16 protein-coding genes are annotated in these 14524 nt (G+C 46.2%); 2 read left to right on the top strand and 14 right to left on the bottom strand.

Annotated features, from left to right (window positions below; all coding sequences use genetic code 11):
* Window positions 1–130 precede the first annotated feature (130 nt).
* Both Q0502_RS17890 and yihA read left to right on the top strand, forming a co-directional pair.
* Window positions 131–1612 (top strand): sodium:solute symporter, encoded by a 1482-nt coding sequence (locus Q0502_RS17890; protein ID WP_298653756.1) that lies wholly within the window; start codon window positions 131–133, stop codon window positions 1610–1612.
* A 104-nt stretch (window positions 1613–1716) separates the two neighbouring features.
* Window positions 1717–2313, top strand: a complete 597-nt coding sequence (gene yihA / locus Q0502_RS17885) for a ribosome biogenesis GTP-binding protein YihA/YsxC (protein ID WP_298653754.1) — start codon at window positions 1717–1719, stop codon at window positions 2311–2313.
* A gap of 28 nt (window positions 2314–2341) precedes the next feature.
* Here yihA and atpG read toward each other — a convergent pair whose 3' ends face one another.
* From atpG to Q0502_RS17815, 14 genes are all read right to left on the bottom strand, one after another.
* Entirely contained in the window at window positions 2342–3208 is an 867-nt protein-coding gene (gene atpG, locus Q0502_RS17880) for an ATP synthase F1 subunit gamma (RefSeq protein ID WP_298653752.1), read from the bottom strand.
* A 4-nt stretch (window positions 3209–3212) separates the two neighbouring features.
* Window positions 3213–4802 (bottom strand): F0F1 ATP synthase subunit alpha, encoded by a 1590-nt coding sequence (gene atpA, locus Q0502_RS17875; protein WP_298653750.1) that lies wholly within the window; start codon window positions 4800–4802, stop codon window positions 3213–3215.
* 62 nt (window positions 4803–4864) lie between these two features.
* The gene (locus Q0502_RS17870) at window positions 4865–5398 is read right to left on the bottom strand and encodes a F0F1 ATP synthase subunit delta (RefSeq protein WP_298653748.1); all 534 of its coding nucleotides are present in this window, start codon (window positions 5396–5398) and stop codon (window positions 4865–4867) included.
* 7 nt (window positions 5399–5405) lie between these two features.
* On the bottom strand, window positions 5406–5906 hold the full coding sequence (gene atpF, locus Q0502_RS17865) for a F0F1 ATP synthase subunit B (RefSeq protein WP_298653746.1): 501 nt from the start codon (window positions 5904–5906) through the stop codon (window positions 5406–5408).
* Window positions 5907–5921: 15 nt separating this feature from the next.
* Window positions 5922–6191: an ATP synthase F0 subunit C gene (gene atpE, locus Q0502_RS17860; protein ID WP_298653744.1), complete on the bottom strand. Its 270-nt coding sequence runs from the start codon at window positions 6189–6191 to the stop codon at window positions 5922–5924.
* A gap of 46 nt (window positions 6192–6237) precedes the next feature.
* Window positions 6238–7941: a tetratricopeptide repeat protein gene (locus Q0502_RS17855; protein WP_298653742.1), complete on the bottom strand. Its 1704-nt coding sequence runs from the start codon at window positions 7939–7941 to the stop codon at window positions 6238–6240.
* 22 nt (window positions 7942–7963) lie between these two features.
* Window positions 7964–8965, bottom strand: a complete 1002-nt coding sequence (locus Q0502_RS17850) for a substrate-binding domain-containing protein (RefSeq protein WP_298653741.1) — start codon at window positions 8963–8965, stop codon at window positions 7964–7966.
* Window positions 8953–9168 (bottom strand): hypothetical protein, encoded by a 216-nt coding sequence (locus Q0502_RS17845; protein ID WP_298653739.1) that lies wholly within the window; start codon window positions 9166–9168, stop codon window positions 8953–8955. Before Q0502_RS17845 ends, Q0502_RS17850 begins: the two co-directional genes overlap by 13 nt.
* A gap of 263 nt (window positions 9169–9431) precedes the next feature.
* Window positions 9432–10268 (bottom strand): energy transducer TonB, encoded by an 837-nt coding sequence (locus Q0502_RS17840; protein WP_298653738.1) that lies wholly within the window; start codon window positions 10266–10268, stop codon window positions 9432–9434.
* A 15-nt stretch (window positions 10269–10283) separates the two neighbouring features.
* Window positions 10284–10967: a biopolymer transporter ExbD gene (locus Q0502_RS17835; RefSeq protein ID WP_298653736.1), complete on the bottom strand. Its 684-nt coding sequence runs from the start codon at window positions 10965–10967 to the stop codon at window positions 10284–10286.
* A gap of 201 nt (window positions 10968–11168) precedes the next feature.
* Window positions 11169–11771 carry a biopolymer transporter ExbD gene (locus Q0502_RS17830; protein ID WP_298653734.1) on the bottom strand — a complete coding sequence of 201 codons (603 nt, stop codon included), beginning with the start codon at window positions 11769–11771 and terminating at the stop codon, window positions 11169–11171.
* Window positions 11772–11810: 39 nt separating this feature from the next.
* The gene (locus Q0502_RS17825; RefSeq protein WP_298653732.1) at window positions 11811–12617 is read right to left on the bottom strand and encodes a MotA/TolQ/ExbB proton channel family protein; all 807 of its coding nucleotides are present in this window, start codon (window positions 12615–12617) and stop codon (window positions 11811–11813) included.
* 51 nt (window positions 12618–12668) lie between these two features.
* Window positions 12669–13730, bottom strand: a complete 1062-nt coding sequence (locus Q0502_RS17820; protein WP_298653731.1) for a TerC/Alx family metal homeostasis membrane protein — start codon at window positions 13728–13730, stop codon at window positions 12669–12671.
* A gap of 283 nt (window positions 13731–14013) precedes the next feature.
* Window positions 14014–14524, bottom strand: a 511-nt coding sequence (locus Q0502_RS17815; RefSeq protein ID WP_298653729.1) for a hypothetical protein, incomplete at its 5' end; no start/stop codon positions are given.

Genomic DNA, 14524 nt, shown 5'->3' with positions numbered 1-14524 from the left:
TACATTTCCATAATATAGGATGCGCCTCGGAAATGCTCAAACAAGCTTGGCATTTCTCCCGGCTTTCACTATATTTGCACTCAAAAATTAAATCCGTTCACGATTTATCCCGGAACAACACCTATTCATTATGCAATCTGCTTTTATCCTGATCGTGATCGCCGTTTATTTCGGCGTATTAATGTTGGTTTCATGGCTCACGAGCCGGAAAGGGTCGGGCAATGACACCTTTTTCCGCGCCAATAAATCTTCCAAATGGTATGTCGTGGCTGTGGCTATGGTCGGTACATCGATCTCGGGGGTGACCTTCGTCTCCGTGCCCGGAATGGTACGTAACCTGGATATGACCTATATGCAGATGGTGTTCGGATTTTTCCTGGGCTACATGGTGATTGCCTATGTATTATTGCCGCTTTATTACCGGTTGAACCTGACCACGATCTACGGTTACCTGGATCAGCGGTACGGACCGAGATCCTATAAGACGGGAGCATGGTTCTTCCTGATCTCGAAGATCGTGGGCGCGGCGGCGCGGCTCTATCTGGTCGCCTTTATCCTGCAAACGCTGGTATTTGACGCCTGGGGGGTGCCTTTCGTAGTGACGGTGACGGGAATTATCCTGGTCATCTGGCTTTATAGCCACAAGAGCGGCATCAAGACCATCATATGGACGGACTGGTTGCAGACGATCCTGTTTATCGCTGCGCTGATACTGATCGTATGGCAGGTGGCTTTGCGGCTGGATCTGGGTTTTGGAGGGATGGTGCAGACGATCGTGGCGAGTCCGCACTCGCGCATTTTTGTATTTGACGACTGGGCGAGTACGCAGAATTTCTTCAAGCAGTTCTTTAGTGGCATGTTTATCACGATCGTGATGACAGGGCTGGACCAGGACCAGATGCAGAAGAACCTGACCATCCGCACGTTGAAAGATGCACAGAAGAATGTGGTATCGTACGGAATGGCATTTGCCCCGATCAATTTTCTGTTCCTCTGCCTGGGGGTGCTCCTGATTGTCTTTGCGGAACAGCACGGTATTCTACTGCCGGAAGTGTCGGATAATATCCTGCCCGTGATTGCGAGCGGGTACCTTGGCCAGGCTGTATTGGGTATTTTCATCGTGGGGATCGTTGCGGCGGCTTTTTCGAGTGCGGATTCGGCTTTGACTGCATTGACGACTTCGTTCTGTGTGGATATTCTGGATATGAAACCCATTTCACAGACCAAAGAGCAGGAACAGAGGGATATCCGCACACGGCGGATGGTACATGTAGGGATCAGCGGGGTGTTTGTGCTGATCATCCTGCTGATCGAAGCAATCGGGTCGGACAGTATCATCACGGCTATCTACAAGCTGGCCTCCTATACCTACGGGCCGCTGCTGGGACTTTATTTCTTCGGGCTTTACAGCAAGGTGAAACCGACGGACAAATGGGTACCCTATGTGGCTTTCGCGGCGCCGGTACTTTGTTTTGTGATAGAAGCGGCAATACTGCAGTTATTCGCCTACCGGGTGGGATATGAACTGCTGCTGCTGAACGGGTTGTTGACGGGGCTGGGGCTCTGGGCGGTCTCGGGGGTGAAAAGTGAAAAACTAAAAGTGAAAAACTAAAAAGTAGGGATAAGTGGTTAGGTGATTTAATGATGTGATGATTTAAAGATGTGTTGATTAAGACAATCTGAAATCTGAAATCCTGAATTTGAAATAAAAGAAATATGATTATAAAGAAAGCCGAATTTGTAGTGAGTAACAGCGACTACCGGAAATGCCCGCAGGACGGGAAGCCGGAGTACGCGTTTATCGGCCGGTCGAATGTGGGGAAGTCGTCGCTTATCAACATGCTGACCAACCGTAAAGGGTTAGCCATGACCTCTTCTACGCCGGGAAAGACCATGCTCATCAACCATTTTCTGATCAATGACGAATGGTACCTGGTGGATCTGCCGGGATACGGTTATGCGCGCCGGGGTAAAGAGGGGCGCGATAAACTTCGTAAGATCATCGAGGATTATGTCCTTGAGCGCGAAGCGATGACCAACCTGTTTGTGCTGGTGGATTCACGCCATGAGCCGCAGAAGATCGATCTGGAATTTATGGAGTGGTTGGGTGAGAACGGGGTACCGTTTGCCATTGTCTTTACCAAAGCCGATAAGCTGGGTTCCGGGCGTCTGCAGTTGAATATCGATGCCTATAAAGAGAAGCTGTTGGAAACCTGGGAGGAGTTGCCGCCCGTCTTTGTTACCTCATCCGAAAAAGGGCAGGGCAGGGAAGAACTCCTCGGTTATATCGGCAATATCACTACAACGATTTAGGCGTGGCTGCCGGATGAGGAAATTGAATTTAGTGGTTGTCGAATGAACCACCGACAAGATCGAGCAGCTCGTTGGTAATGGATTGCTGTCGCAGTTTGTTGTATTCCAGCGTAAGCGCTTCGGTGAGGTCGTCGGCATTATCGGTAGCCATCCTCATGGCCGTCATGCGGGCGGCATGTTCCGAGGTGACCGAATCGAGGTGGGCGGTAAAGAGTTGTATTTTCAGTATTTTGGGGATCAGTTGCGTCAGGATAGTCCTTCTGTCGGGCTCGACGATATAATCGGGGGCGGGTTTTCCGGCGTCCGGCATTTTCAGTTCGAGGGGAAGAAATGTCTCGTTGACTACCACCTGCGACCCTTTGCTGCGGAAATGGTGATAGATATGCTCCACGCGGTCGGTTTCCCCTTTCAGGTACATTTCCATCAGTTCCCCGGCAATCCGCTGCGCGTTGCCATAGGAGGGGTTTTCGCTGATCGCACTGTAATCTCCTTGCGGTTCCAATCCCATACTCCGCACGGTTTTCGCCACTTTCTCCCCTATGGGATAAAGAAGGATATTTTCTTTTCCGAGCGGTATATAGTGCTCTACTACTGATTTCAGTTTTTCGGAGATATTGTCGTTGAACCGGCCGGCCAACCCGGTGTTGGACGCAAATGCCACAATGGCAATCCGTCTGACGGTGCGTATTTGCAGGAAAGGCGAATCTATACTCTCTTCCCGATCCGGAAGCAACTGCAGTATCCGGTACAGGTTCTGTTCATAGGGATAGAGATTCTGGATGATATGCTGGGTTTTCCGCAACCGGACGGAAGAGATCATCATCATGGCCGATGTGATCTTTTGTGTAGACCGCACCGACTGGATCCGGCTTTTTATCTCTTTCAACTGCGCCATCGATTCACGATTTTATTATTTTTGCGGTATCTGCCGCCACCGTTTCAATGATCTTGCCGATCCCATTATTAATTTCACCTTTCTTCAGCGGATCGAGTACATCATGACGATGGCTTATTTCCAGCGTAGCGAGAAACTCTTTTTCGAATGCCGACACTTTTTCGAGGGGAATATCCTTCAACAGGCCATGAGTCCCGGAGTAGAGAAGGGCGATCTGTTGCTCCACGCTCATAGGGCTATGTACGGGTTGGACAAGCAATTGTTCATTCTTCCGCCCCTTGTCGATGGTCATGGCTGTTACAGCATCCATATCCCCACCGAATTTGGTAAAGGCTGCCAGCTCCTGGTATTGGGCCTGGTCGATCTTCAGCGTGCCGGCCACTTTCTTCATCGCTTTGATCTGCGCGTTACCCCCCACGCGGGAGACGGAGATACCCACGTTGATGGCAGGGCGGATTCCCCTGTGGTAAAGATCGGTTTCCAGGAATATCTGCCCGTCAGTGATGGAGATGACGTTGGTGGGAATATAGGCCGAGACGTCACCTGCCTGCGTTTCGATGATGGGCAGGGCGGTGAGTGAGCCGCCTCCCCTTACTTTCCCTTCGAGGCTGGGGGGTAGATCGTTCATCCGTATGGCCACATCTTCCTGGGAGATAATGTTTGCCGCCCGTTCCAACAGGCGGGAGTGAAGGTAGAATATGTCGCCGGGATAGGCTTCCCGGCCTGACGGGCGGCGCAGGATCAACGACACCTCACGGTAGGCTACCGCCTGTTTGGAGAGGTCGTCGTAGACCACTAAGGCATGCCTGCCCGTGTCGCGGAAATATTCGCCTATGGCTGCGCCGGCAAAGGGTGCGATATACCGCATGGCAGCGGGGTCAGACCCGTTGGAGGAGACCACCACGGTGTAGTCCATAGCGCCCCCGTCGGTGAGTGTCTTCACGATGGATGCCACCGAGGACCCCTTTTGTCCCACCGCCACGTAGATACAATAGACCGGGTCGCCGTTCTCGAAATTTTTCCGCTGGTTAAGAATGGTATCGATGGCGATACTGGTCTTGCCGGTCTGCCGGTCGCCGATGATCAGTTCACGCTGGCCGCGCCCGATAGGGATCATGGTATCGACCGCCTTCAGGCCGCTCTGTAACGGGATGTTTACGGGTTGACGGAAAACCACTCCGGGCGCTTTCCGCTCCATCGGCATCTCTGTCAACTCACCTTCTAACGGACCTTTCCCGTCGACCGGTTCCCCGGTGGGAGAGATTACACGACCGAGCATACCTTCTCCTGCAAAGATGGAGGCTACCCGGCCGGTCCGCTTGACAGTAAACCCCTCTTTGACCTCCGTGGAACTGCCCAACAGGATGGCCCCCACATTATCTTCCTCGAGATTCATCACGATAGCCCCCATGCCGTTATCGAACTCCAGTAACTCGTTCGCTTCCGCATTGCGTAGCCCGAAAATGCGTACGACCCCATCGCTCACGGTGATGACCTTACCTGTCTCATCGAATTGAATGCCGGTATCGATCCCTTCGAGTTGCATCCGTAGCACCTCGGAGACCTCGCTTACCCTGATAGTATTATTGGACATGTTCTTTTTTTATTACATGCTGTTTTTTAATGTGATTCTTTCTGCAGATATTTTTACTGACCCTATTGTATATTATTTTTTATACGGGTCAATTCACCCGATATGCTCGCATCCCACCTGAGATCCCCCAAAGTTAACACGAAACCGCCAATGATTCCGGGATCGACCTCAGATTCCATCTCCACTTCGGTATTCACCATTTTCCGTATCCGGGCAATAAGCTGTAACTCCGTTTCGTGGTCGATAGAAATGGCGGTGACCAGCCTGCCGCTCCGGATATTGAACTTTTCCCTGTAGAGGTCGATAAAGCGGAGGGCAATGTATTGAAGTACCTCTTCTCTTTCGTTCTTCAGGATAAGATCGATCATCTTGGAGAGCGATGAGGGCATACTGCCGCTACAAGCGGTCATGAGAATTTTCTTTTTATCCTGACGTGCTATGGACGGGTTCATCATCGCGCTGCGCAGTCCGGGCATTTTCATGAATATCTCCGAAAGCAATTTTATCTTATCGTATACCTCTTGCTGTTGCCCCAGGCTGACGGCATATTGCAACAGGGAGTCCGCATAACGTGAAGAAATGAGTCCGGTATTCATATTGGCCTTATGATCTTGAGATATCCATTTCGTTGAACAGGCGGTCGATCATGTTCTTCTGTTCCTCTTTTGTTCCCAGTTTTTCCCGTAATATCCTTTCGGCAAGGGTCAGCGACAGTGTGGCCGCTTCGTTTCGGATGGAACGAAGGGCTTCCTCCTTTTCCGCACGGATTTGCTGACGGGCTGAGACGATCAGTTTCTCCGATTCCACGCGGGCCTCTTCCCGGGCCCTTTCTATCATCATTTCCCGTTTCAGGGAAGCTTCCTTCAGTAGATCTGCCTGTTCTTTACGGGCTTGCGCCAGTATGGCTTCACCGGTCTCCTTTATGCCGGCCAGTTCCTCATGCGCTTTCCGGGCAGCGAGGAGCGACTCTTCGATATAGTTCTTCCGCTTTTCAACCGCTTTCAGTATCGCGGGAAATCCGAATTTTGCCAGCACGAACACCGTGATGCCGAAAGAAATAAGCATCCAGAAGAGCAGGCCGGGTTCGGGTGTAAGTAACGACATACCTTATTGCTTTTATTAGAGAATAAAACCGCAGACTACTACTGCAAACAAAGCCACGCCTTCGATAAGGGCTGCGGCAATGATCATATTCATTCTGATATCGGGGGTGGACTCCGGTTGGCGGGAAATACCTTCCATGGCCGATGCTCCGATCTTCCCGATCCCGTACCCCGCACCGATCGCAGCAAGGCCTATACCGATGGCTGCCCCTAAAGATCCTAAGCCGTCGGCGCTTACCTGTAGCAGCGTGCCGGCTGTCTGTAATAAAACTGTAAGTAGTACCATAATGTTTATTTTTTATGTGTTTATATGTTTATAATGGAAAGTCAGTTCAGTTATTCAATACTTCTATTATTTTCAGGGAAGTCTCATCGTCAGGTTTCAGTTGCAAAACCTTATCCGCATATTCTCTGGCTTTATTTTTATCAGTGGCTTGTTTGTTCGCGTCGAATTGGTATAAGTGGTAGATAGAGAAATAGCGGTAAGCTTCTATTAATTTACTTTGATTTTCTTTATCGCCGCTTGCCGTCAGGATTTCGATTGTTTTCACATAATCTTCGCTGGCCGATCCCTTCGATAAATCGGGGTCTAACAGCGTATTGGCATTAGCACGCCAGTAATATCCCTGATAACTGTCGGGGGCAAGTTCAATTACTTTGGCGAATGCTTCATCGGCTTTGGATACATATTGGGCTGTACTCTCTTTCAGAGCTGCGGAATCGCCTTCGGTACCGGATTGTCCGGAATTTGCCACGGCGCCGGCCGGGGCTTTCCCTGCGGCTGTCGCCTTTCCCGCGAATTGGCTCGCAGTACGGTAATAATAGATGCCTAACTGCAGATAATCGGAAGCATCTTCACTTGATTCTGCTTCTATATATTTCTGGTAAAAATCCGCCGCCTCGGCGGTCCTGTCGGCGCCGGCAAGCCTGACGGCAACTTCTTTACTGAGTGCGCCCTGTGCAGGTTCAACAGCCACGGCCTTTCTGTACGTTTCTATGGCTTCATCAATTTGTCCTTTGGCCATCAGTGCGTCGGCAAATACGGTATAATCAGTCACTAAATAATGGATGTTTTCTCCGCTGGCCGGCAAACTGAAAAACTTCTTACCGGTTGCTATGACTTCATCATAGTTTTTTAATTTATCCTGTGTGTACATCAATAACCGGTTTATCACCGGATGATTGGGTTCATTCGACACAATATGATTGAGAGAGGTCAATGCTTCGTTGTATTTCCCTGCAAAGTAAAGACTGGCTGCGTAATTCCTCGCATCTTCGGATTGTAATAATTCACTCCGATTCAATGTTTCATATTCAGCAATTGCTTGTTCGTAAAATCCGTTTCTATAATAACTCCGACTTAGGTATTTCCTGATCAGTATATTATCGGGATTGGCTTCCAATCCGCTTTTCAGCGTGTTGATCGCTGTGGTTGGTGAAATGGATTCATATACCATTGAATTTTTTACATAAGCTATCGCGCATTTCGGATCGAAATTGACCGCCTGTTCGTATTGTGTTGCGGCTTTCCCCGGTTCTCCTTTTTCTTTTAACCGGTCACCTTCGAAAATATAAATGTAAGGATAGGTTTTGTCTGCATTACGTGCCATAGACAATACGCCTGCCGCTTCCCCGGGCAGGTTATTATCGAGGTATGCCTGGGCGGCCGCTAAAAGGACGGGCGCCTTTTTCTTGTTTTTATTGGTAATGGCTTTTATGCTTTTTTTCAACTCTTCCGGATTCGATTTCAATTCCAGTTTCGTTTTTCCTATCCGGCAAAAAACAGCTTCTCTGTCAGCGGAAATTCCTTTTTCATAATAGGCTGCCGCCTCTTCGGAATTATTTTTCCGGAGCGCTATTTCACCTAAATAATAGTATGATATATCCGGGGCCTGAGAGGCTGATTGTTCAAAGGTTTTTTTTGCTTCTTCAAAATCTTCCAGGAGAAATAATTCTATTCCTTTTTCCACCTGGCTCCATGCGCCCGGGGTAGTAAGGAAAGAAAAGATTACGACTAATAAGAGACTTTTTTTCATTATCGGTGTATGTTTAATTTTTTCAATCTTCTGTTATATGAATTAATCTGATTGGCCGGTTTGCGGGCAGGATGCCCGATTTCAATATGATCCGCTGCCCCCTGTCGCCGGCGATAAAGTTAAAAAATCCGGAGGGTAAGCCACCGGTAGCGTCCGTGATAATAATATATATATCGCGTACCAACGGGTAACCGCCTGTTGGAAATTCAAGCGGAGATTCCCGGTGGGCCAGTTCTAAGGCCAGTTGATAAGGGTAGGGCTTATAGCTGTTGTAGGGAGTAGCCTGCGTTGAATTGCTCACGGATACAATGTTCACATTATCGATAAAACTAAGGTTTGTCGTATCGACAGGATTGGCGATCCAGTTCAGACCTACAAAGCCGAGTGCATTCGGGTGCGAAGCGACATATTCGATCACTTTACCATGGGAGTTCACCCGGGTTATATCGACCGAAGAGCTGTCTGATGAAAGGGCTTTCACATTTTTCCCGAAAGGGAGCTTGTTACAAAGTGAGTCCTGAATGTAACGGACCATACTCGAATTAGGGGTGTCGAATATGATGGTCAGCGTGTCTAACGGGGAGGTGGGGTTTATCTGTTTCCAACTCCCGATTTCACCCGACATAATATTCCTTATGTCATTTATTGTCAAGAGAGTGTCTGTGTTCTCTTTATGGGTAATCAGCGCAATGCCGTCAATCGCGATTTTCTGGCTGCGTATGCGCTGTTTCCGCTCTTTGAGGATGGCTTGCTCCTGATCCGTTAATAAACGGGTTCCGATAATCAAGCGTATGCTATCCTCCATCAATAAATTATACACGTTTTGTTCGGAAGTATACACAGGAATAACGGTAGCCTCGGTATTGAGCGATTCAAACACATTGATCTCTGCCTCCACTATAGGAGCAAAACTTTCATCCACCGCTACCTGGGCAATACCGGACGTCAATGTGTCGGGTCTGATATTCCTTTGATGGCAGGATGACAGAAAAAGCACCCCGATCATTATTACTATTCTTTCCATAACCTATAACCTCTTAATATTCCATAAACTGTAAAGATTATTCCAAATGCGATCCTTATTCCTTCAGGAATATTTTTCCGGAACAGAGGAGTGAAAACCAATAAATAGGCAACTGATATATAGATAATGATCATCATTATGCCCCCTATCAGTTTAAAGCCTCTTTTATAATGGCCGGCTTGTCTGTTGTTTCTTTTGTTCATTCCATTTAATCTGTTTCTAACAATATGTAAAGGACTTTGTTCTTTTTATCTCGCGTGAATAAAAAAAGAAGAGAAAGAGAGGGTAGAAGAAATAAACATAACATTGTCTACAATTAATCATTAAAAACATCAAGGAATATGATTTCATAAAACATCGATTATTCATTTCATCCTATCTCCCGTTTCTCTTCTTACACACAATGAAAGCTAGTTTTGCGTTTTTCGTGACTGAAGAATATCCCATTCGTCAATCACTTTGAAAACTAGTTTTGCAGTCTAAATACAACCGGCAGAGTGAAATAAACGGGAACCGCTTGTCCTCTCTGTCGTCCCGGTATCCATTTAGGCATCGATTGCACTACCCTGACAGCTTCCCTGTCGAGTGAAGGATCGACTCCGCGTACAACCTGAATATCCGATATATTCCCGGTTCTGGAAACCACGAATTTTATAATTACCCTGCCCTGGATACCATTCTCCTGAGCGATCACCGGATACCGGATATTATCCGATAAAAATTTATTCAATTCCGCAAGACCACCCGGGAAAGACGGGGCCTGCTCTACCACTTCGAACGGTTTATCGTCATCTACTTTTTCTTCAACGATCACTTTGTTCTGATTCAGTTCGGCGATGTCGATTCCGTGCTCCTCATCCGTACCCTTCACATCCGCTACAGAAATCTGAAGATTTGTGGATTGCAACTCATCCTGAGTTTTCATTTTGTCATCTTCGCTCACTTCTTCATCCCTGGCGATCACGGGAGGTACGAACTGAATGGTTGACTTCAAAGGTGGGGGTGGGGGAGCTACTTCCTGTTTGATGATATTTTCCTCGGGAACCTGCTCTTCAAGCGGCAGATTCGATAGTTCTACCGTTTCTTCCATGGGGCCGAGGTCTTTTTTTGTCAGATTCTCTACCACTCCGTACAATTGAGGCAGTACAGCGATAATAGCTGTAAAAGCCACCATTATAAGAAATGCAACAAGGTATCTTTCGGATGAAGTCTGACGCAACTTATATGCCCCGTAGCTCTTATTTCTCCCTTCGAATACCAGATCACACCATTCAGTGGAGTTTAAGTTTATGAATTTATCCATATCGTATCTTTATGTTTATGGGTTACGAGGTGCTAAGTTGGCGGCGCCGTAAGCGCCTTTGGTCTTATAGTTCTCCACCAGAAAATGATCCCCTTCGGTCACATCCACAATAGCGTATTTCCCAACGCTGCATATTTGCATCTCATCGAGGGCATCCACCAGATTTTTATAATTGGATGTGGCCATCGGTTTAATAACTACCGTGAGTGCATCTATATCGGCTTTTATATCCTTGGAGCGTTCACGGAACTCTTCTTCCGACATCTTGTTTCCCTTTTCAGCCCTTTCGAGTTTCAGATTGCGCATCATGGTTACAGCATCTGCATTCCGTTCCAGGAGGATACTCCTGAGCCCCTCATTGGAAGTGTTGGTGGAATAGGTGGTTTCTTTTAAAACGGTATAATCGCTATAAGCGCTTTCATCGAGTTTACCCAGGTAATAATATACCTTGTCATCTTCTGCCAACAAAAGAGTGATCGCTTTCGATTCTTTCACCTTGGGCGCCTGGTCCTCTTCCACTTTCTGGTCCGAGGGCATCGCAATCTCCATTACCTGGGGTTTTGATAATGTTGAAACGAGCATGAAAAATGTAATAAGCAACATGTTCATATCCACCATGGGAGTGAAATCTACGCGCAGAGTTTCCTTCTTCGGTTTTCCTTTTTTTACCTCGTCTCCGCCTGTATCAATATTTGCCATATTCTATCAATTAAATTCAATAAATTTAGACTATTTCAAATGCTTTAGACTATTTGAGTCGCCTTCGCTCCTCAATTGTTAATTCTACGTTCGGCAAAGCAAATAAATTTACTTTACTCTCACTTAACGAAATAGTTTTTGCAATGGCATAATTCAAGTAAAACTTGTCTTCTGCTCGTATTGCTTAACGAAATAGTCCGTTTAAAATCCTTCCGGCGCACCTCTGAGCACGGTTATCAAATTATAACGGTTGGCCTTTATTTTTACCAGGTCTTTCATCACACTCTCTACGAGCGGATAAGGAGTTGTCTGGTCGGCTTTTATCGTTATTTTCATTTCACTGTCTATTTCCCTTACTTTCTGTACCCAGTTAATAAACTGATTGTTGGTACTGTCATTGGGAATGCCGTACTGCCTCATTGCCGCATCCTGTTCCACGAGGGGTAAATCCAGCAAAGCGGGAAGACGATTCATCGGTACACCGATAAATGGCTGTTCCAGAAAAGCTTTCTTCTGCTTATCATTGAGTGTTACTCTATATTCTTCAGACATCTTCTCCAACGCTTCCAGGCGCACTTCGGCAGGGTCGATATTCACAAAGACTTTTCCCTGCAGATCGATCAGGATATTGATCACATTGTAATCCGGCACCTTGAATTCCATTACGGATGCCGGGGCGGTGACCTTGACCGGTTCCAGGGGCAGAAAGGTGGAAGTAAGCATAAAGAATGTAAGCAGCAGTACCGTTACATCGCTCATAGCGGTCATGTCGATAAAGACGCTATGTTTTTTTACTTTGGCCATTTTTTCTTGAATTAACTTTAATCTGATTCAATATCCCTGTTATTTTACCAGGCCGCCATGACGTTTTACGAATGACTGTCCGATGGCGAATCCGATCTCATCAATAGCATTCGTCATAGTCTGGATCCTCCCTGAAAAATAGGTGTAGGTTATAATAGCCAAAGCACCGGTACCGATACCCAAAGCCGTGTTCATTAAGGCTTCCGAGATACCGACGGCGAGTGCGGTGGAATCGGGTGCGCCTTCATGTCCCATTGCAGAGAACGCCCGGATCATTCCCAACACAGTACCGAACAGCCCGAATAATGTACCTAAAGTAGAAATGGCCGCGATGATATTCAGGTTCTTTTCGAGATAGGGTAATTCCAGCGTAGTGGCTTCGTCGACCTCTTTTTGAATCAGTTCGGCCTTATCGGCATTGGTGATATTCGGAATGTCTTCCACATCTTTATAGCGCACCAAACCCTCTCTTACGATATTTGCAATAGAACCTTTTTGTTCGTCGCAAAGCTTAGTAGCTCCGTTAATATCACCTTCGTCGATTTTCTGTTTTACCTTCACTACGAATCGTTCATTCTTGTTCTGGCCACTAGCCTTGTGTAATGCAAACAAACGTTCAATAGAGAGAGTCAGTACCGTTAATAATAGTGTGATCACCAGAGGAATTACATATCCTCCCTGATAAAGGACACCGAAAACATCGCCTTGCAGGGGATGGCCTTTGTCATCGAAATGGCTTGGATGCCCACATACAGCGAAAAAGAAAACTGAAGCGACAATTGCACTTCCGAGAATTATTAAACCGGCTGAAACTCCTTTACTTTTTGTCTGTTTTTTTGTCTCCATAATAAATTCTTTTTTTAAATTTAAATTTGTGTTTAAGTTTATAATAAATGATTATTTGTTTTTATTCCGGTATTCTTTCCGGGGTTCTTCGCTTATTTTCTGTTTCCTGAGCGCTGCTTCCTTTTCGGTGACGAAAACCGACAGCAGGATGGAGATAATCAGTATAGCGGCAATGACCGCCAGGGAGAACCATGCATGATGTGTGAAAAAATCACTTACCGGCCCGATCGAGCCCAATAACATCTTTACCCCGATAAACAGAAGGATAACGCTGACGCCTGTCTTCAGGTACCGGAACATGCCCATGATACCTCTCAGGGCAAAGAAAAGGGATATCAGCCCCATCACGGCAAAGAGGTTGGATGAGATGGCGATAAAATTCTCTTCTGCCAGCGTGAGTATATTATTTGCCCCTTCTTTTATTACGCCGATAATGGCCGGAATGGAATCTATCGCGAAAAGAATATCGGTAGACCCGATGACGAGCAATGCCAGAAAGATGTTTGTTATGTGCGTTTTCCCATTTATCCTGGTAAAGAAATGAGGTGAGTGTACATCAGGATCTATATGAAATAATCTCGATGCAATCTTGTATAAAATATTCGATTCGGGATTCACATTATCTTCCTCTTTTGAAAATGCCATTTTGTACGCTGTCCCGATCAGGAGGATGCCAAAAATGTAAATGATCCAGTGAAAGCGTTCCACCAGTTCCATCCCTACCACTATAAACAGGATACGCAGTATAATGGAAATAAGTATCCCCATTTTCAGTAGTTTAGGTTGATTCTTCGGGTGAATTCCCATCATCGAGAAGATGAGGATAAAGACAAAAAGATTGTCTATCGACAGGGAATATTCTGTAAAATAGCCTGCCATAAATTTCGACATCATCACCGGCCCTGTCCGGACCGTACTCCCCGGATTCTGCGGGAAGAAAAAATAGAGCGATAAGCCGAAAAGCAGCGCGATAGACACCCACACGGCCACCCAGTTAAGCGACGATTTTAAACTTACAGGACCTCTTTTATGGGAAGTGACATACAGATCAATCGCATAGACGATGATAAAAATCGCTATAAACGTAAACCAATAAAGTGTGATTGCACTCATAATAAGATGTTTAATAAATATGGGGTATTCTTCTTTTATTGCAGATGGATAGACTGTGTATATGAATCTATATATTATCTATGCAGATAACAGATGCATATCACAGTTTGCAACAGTCGTTGTTAAGTGACGTCAGTCAAGGCTATATTTACCGGATAAAGAAGGAGCTTTATCAAACAAATAAACCGTTGACAAAATTATTGTAAAAGAAGAAAACAGGGATGTAAAGACGGGCGAAGAACTGTTTCTAACAGCGCCCTTTTAGCGTGTTTTCAATGGGTATTCAGTAAAAGTAGTGGAAAGGGTAGATCAGTTTTGTTACAGGAAGGCCGATACGGATGATCCTGAAAAATTCCGAGTAAAAAATGATAAAATTATTGATCTTCTCTTCAATGGCGAATACATCATAATAGTTCCCCACATAAAGATAAGAGAAAGTAACAAATACATGATGGGCCGTTTCATTCGGACAATTAAAAGGAGAAAACAGGTGCTCCCCGGCCAAATCACGTACGAATCTCAAGCCGCCCGTATGAGCCGTAGTTTCCGGAATTTTATTTTCCTTAATGTTTTCGATATTCTCTTCCGAAATATCGGTTACAGGTAGGTAAATACGGTCGGTGGCGGTTTTATCTGAAAAAAGAGAGGCAACGGAAGGCAACAGACCAAATGAGCCGGTCGAATAATCAAACAAGAGGAACTGTCCGAGTACCGACTGTAAAGTAATGGAAAAACAAAATAAATATGTAAGGATCCGTTTCATCATTATATTTAATTTCTCCAAAAAAACACTT

This window comes from uncultured Proteiniphilum sp. (genome assembly GCF_937873925.1).
GTDB lineage: Bacteria > Bacteroidota > Bacteroidia > Bacteroidales > Dysgonomonadaceae > Proteiniphilum.
The sequence above is the reverse complement of the archived record's forward strand: the minus strand, read 5'-3'. Positions and strand labels throughout refer to the sequence as shown.

Coding starts and splice junctions, on each gene's coding strand:
- atpA (WP_298653750.1), bottom strand. CDS start 4,802: ATGTCCAATAATACTATCAGGGTAAGCGAGGTCTCCGAGGTGCTACGG.
- Q0502_RS17835 (WP_298653736.1), bottom strand. CDS start 10,967: ATGGCAAATATTGATACAGGCGGAGACGAGGTAAAAAAAGGAAAACCG.
- atpE (WP_298653744.1), bottom strand. CDS start 6,191: ATGGTACTACTTACAGTTTTATTACAGACAGCCGGCACGCTGCTACAG.
- yihA (WP_298653754.1), top strand. CDS start 1,717: ATGATTATAAAGAAAGCCGAATTTGTAGTGAGTAACAGCGACTACCGG.
- atpG (WP_298653752.1), bottom strand. CDS start 3,208: ATGGCGCAGTTGAAAGAGATAAAAAGCCGGATCCAGTCGGTGCGGTCT.
- Q0502_RS17820 (WP_298653731.1), bottom strand. CDS start 13,730: ATGAGTGCAATCACACTTTATTGGTTTACGTTTATAGCGATTTTTATC.
- atpF (WP_298653746.1), bottom strand. CDS start 5,906: ATGTCGTTACTTACACCCGAACCCGGCCTGCTCTTCTGGATGCTTATT.
- Q0502_RS17870 (WP_298653748.1), bottom strand. CDS start 5,398: ATGAATACCGGACTCATTTCTTCACGTTATGCGGACTCCCTGTTGCAA.
- Q0502_RS17850 (WP_298653741.1), bottom strand. CDS start 8,965: ATGGAAAGAATAGTAATAATGATCGGGGTGCTTTTTCTGTCATCCTGC.
- Q0502_RS17825 (WP_298653732.1), bottom strand. CDS start 12,617: ATGGAGACAAAAAAACAGACAAAAAGTAAAGGAGTTTCAGCCGGTTTA.
- Q0502_RS17855 (WP_298653742.1), bottom strand. CDS start 7,941: ATGAAAAAAAGTCTCTTATTAGTCGTAATCTTTTCTTTCCTTACTACC.
- Q0502_RS17890 (WP_298653756.1), top strand. CDS start 131: ATGCAATCTGCTTTTATCCTGATCGTGATCGCCGTTTATTTCGGCGTA.
- Q0502_RS17840 (WP_298653738.1), bottom strand. CDS start 10,268: ATGGATAAATTCATAAACTTAAACTCCACTGAATGGTGTGATCTGGTA.
- Q0502_RS17845 (WP_298653739.1), bottom strand. CDS start 9,168: ATGAACAAAAGAAACAACAGACAAGCCGGCCATTATAAAAGAGGCTTT.
- Q0502_RS17830 (WP_298653734.1), bottom strand. CDS start 11,771: ATGGCCAAAGTAAAAAAACATAGCGTCTTTATCGACATGACCGCTATG.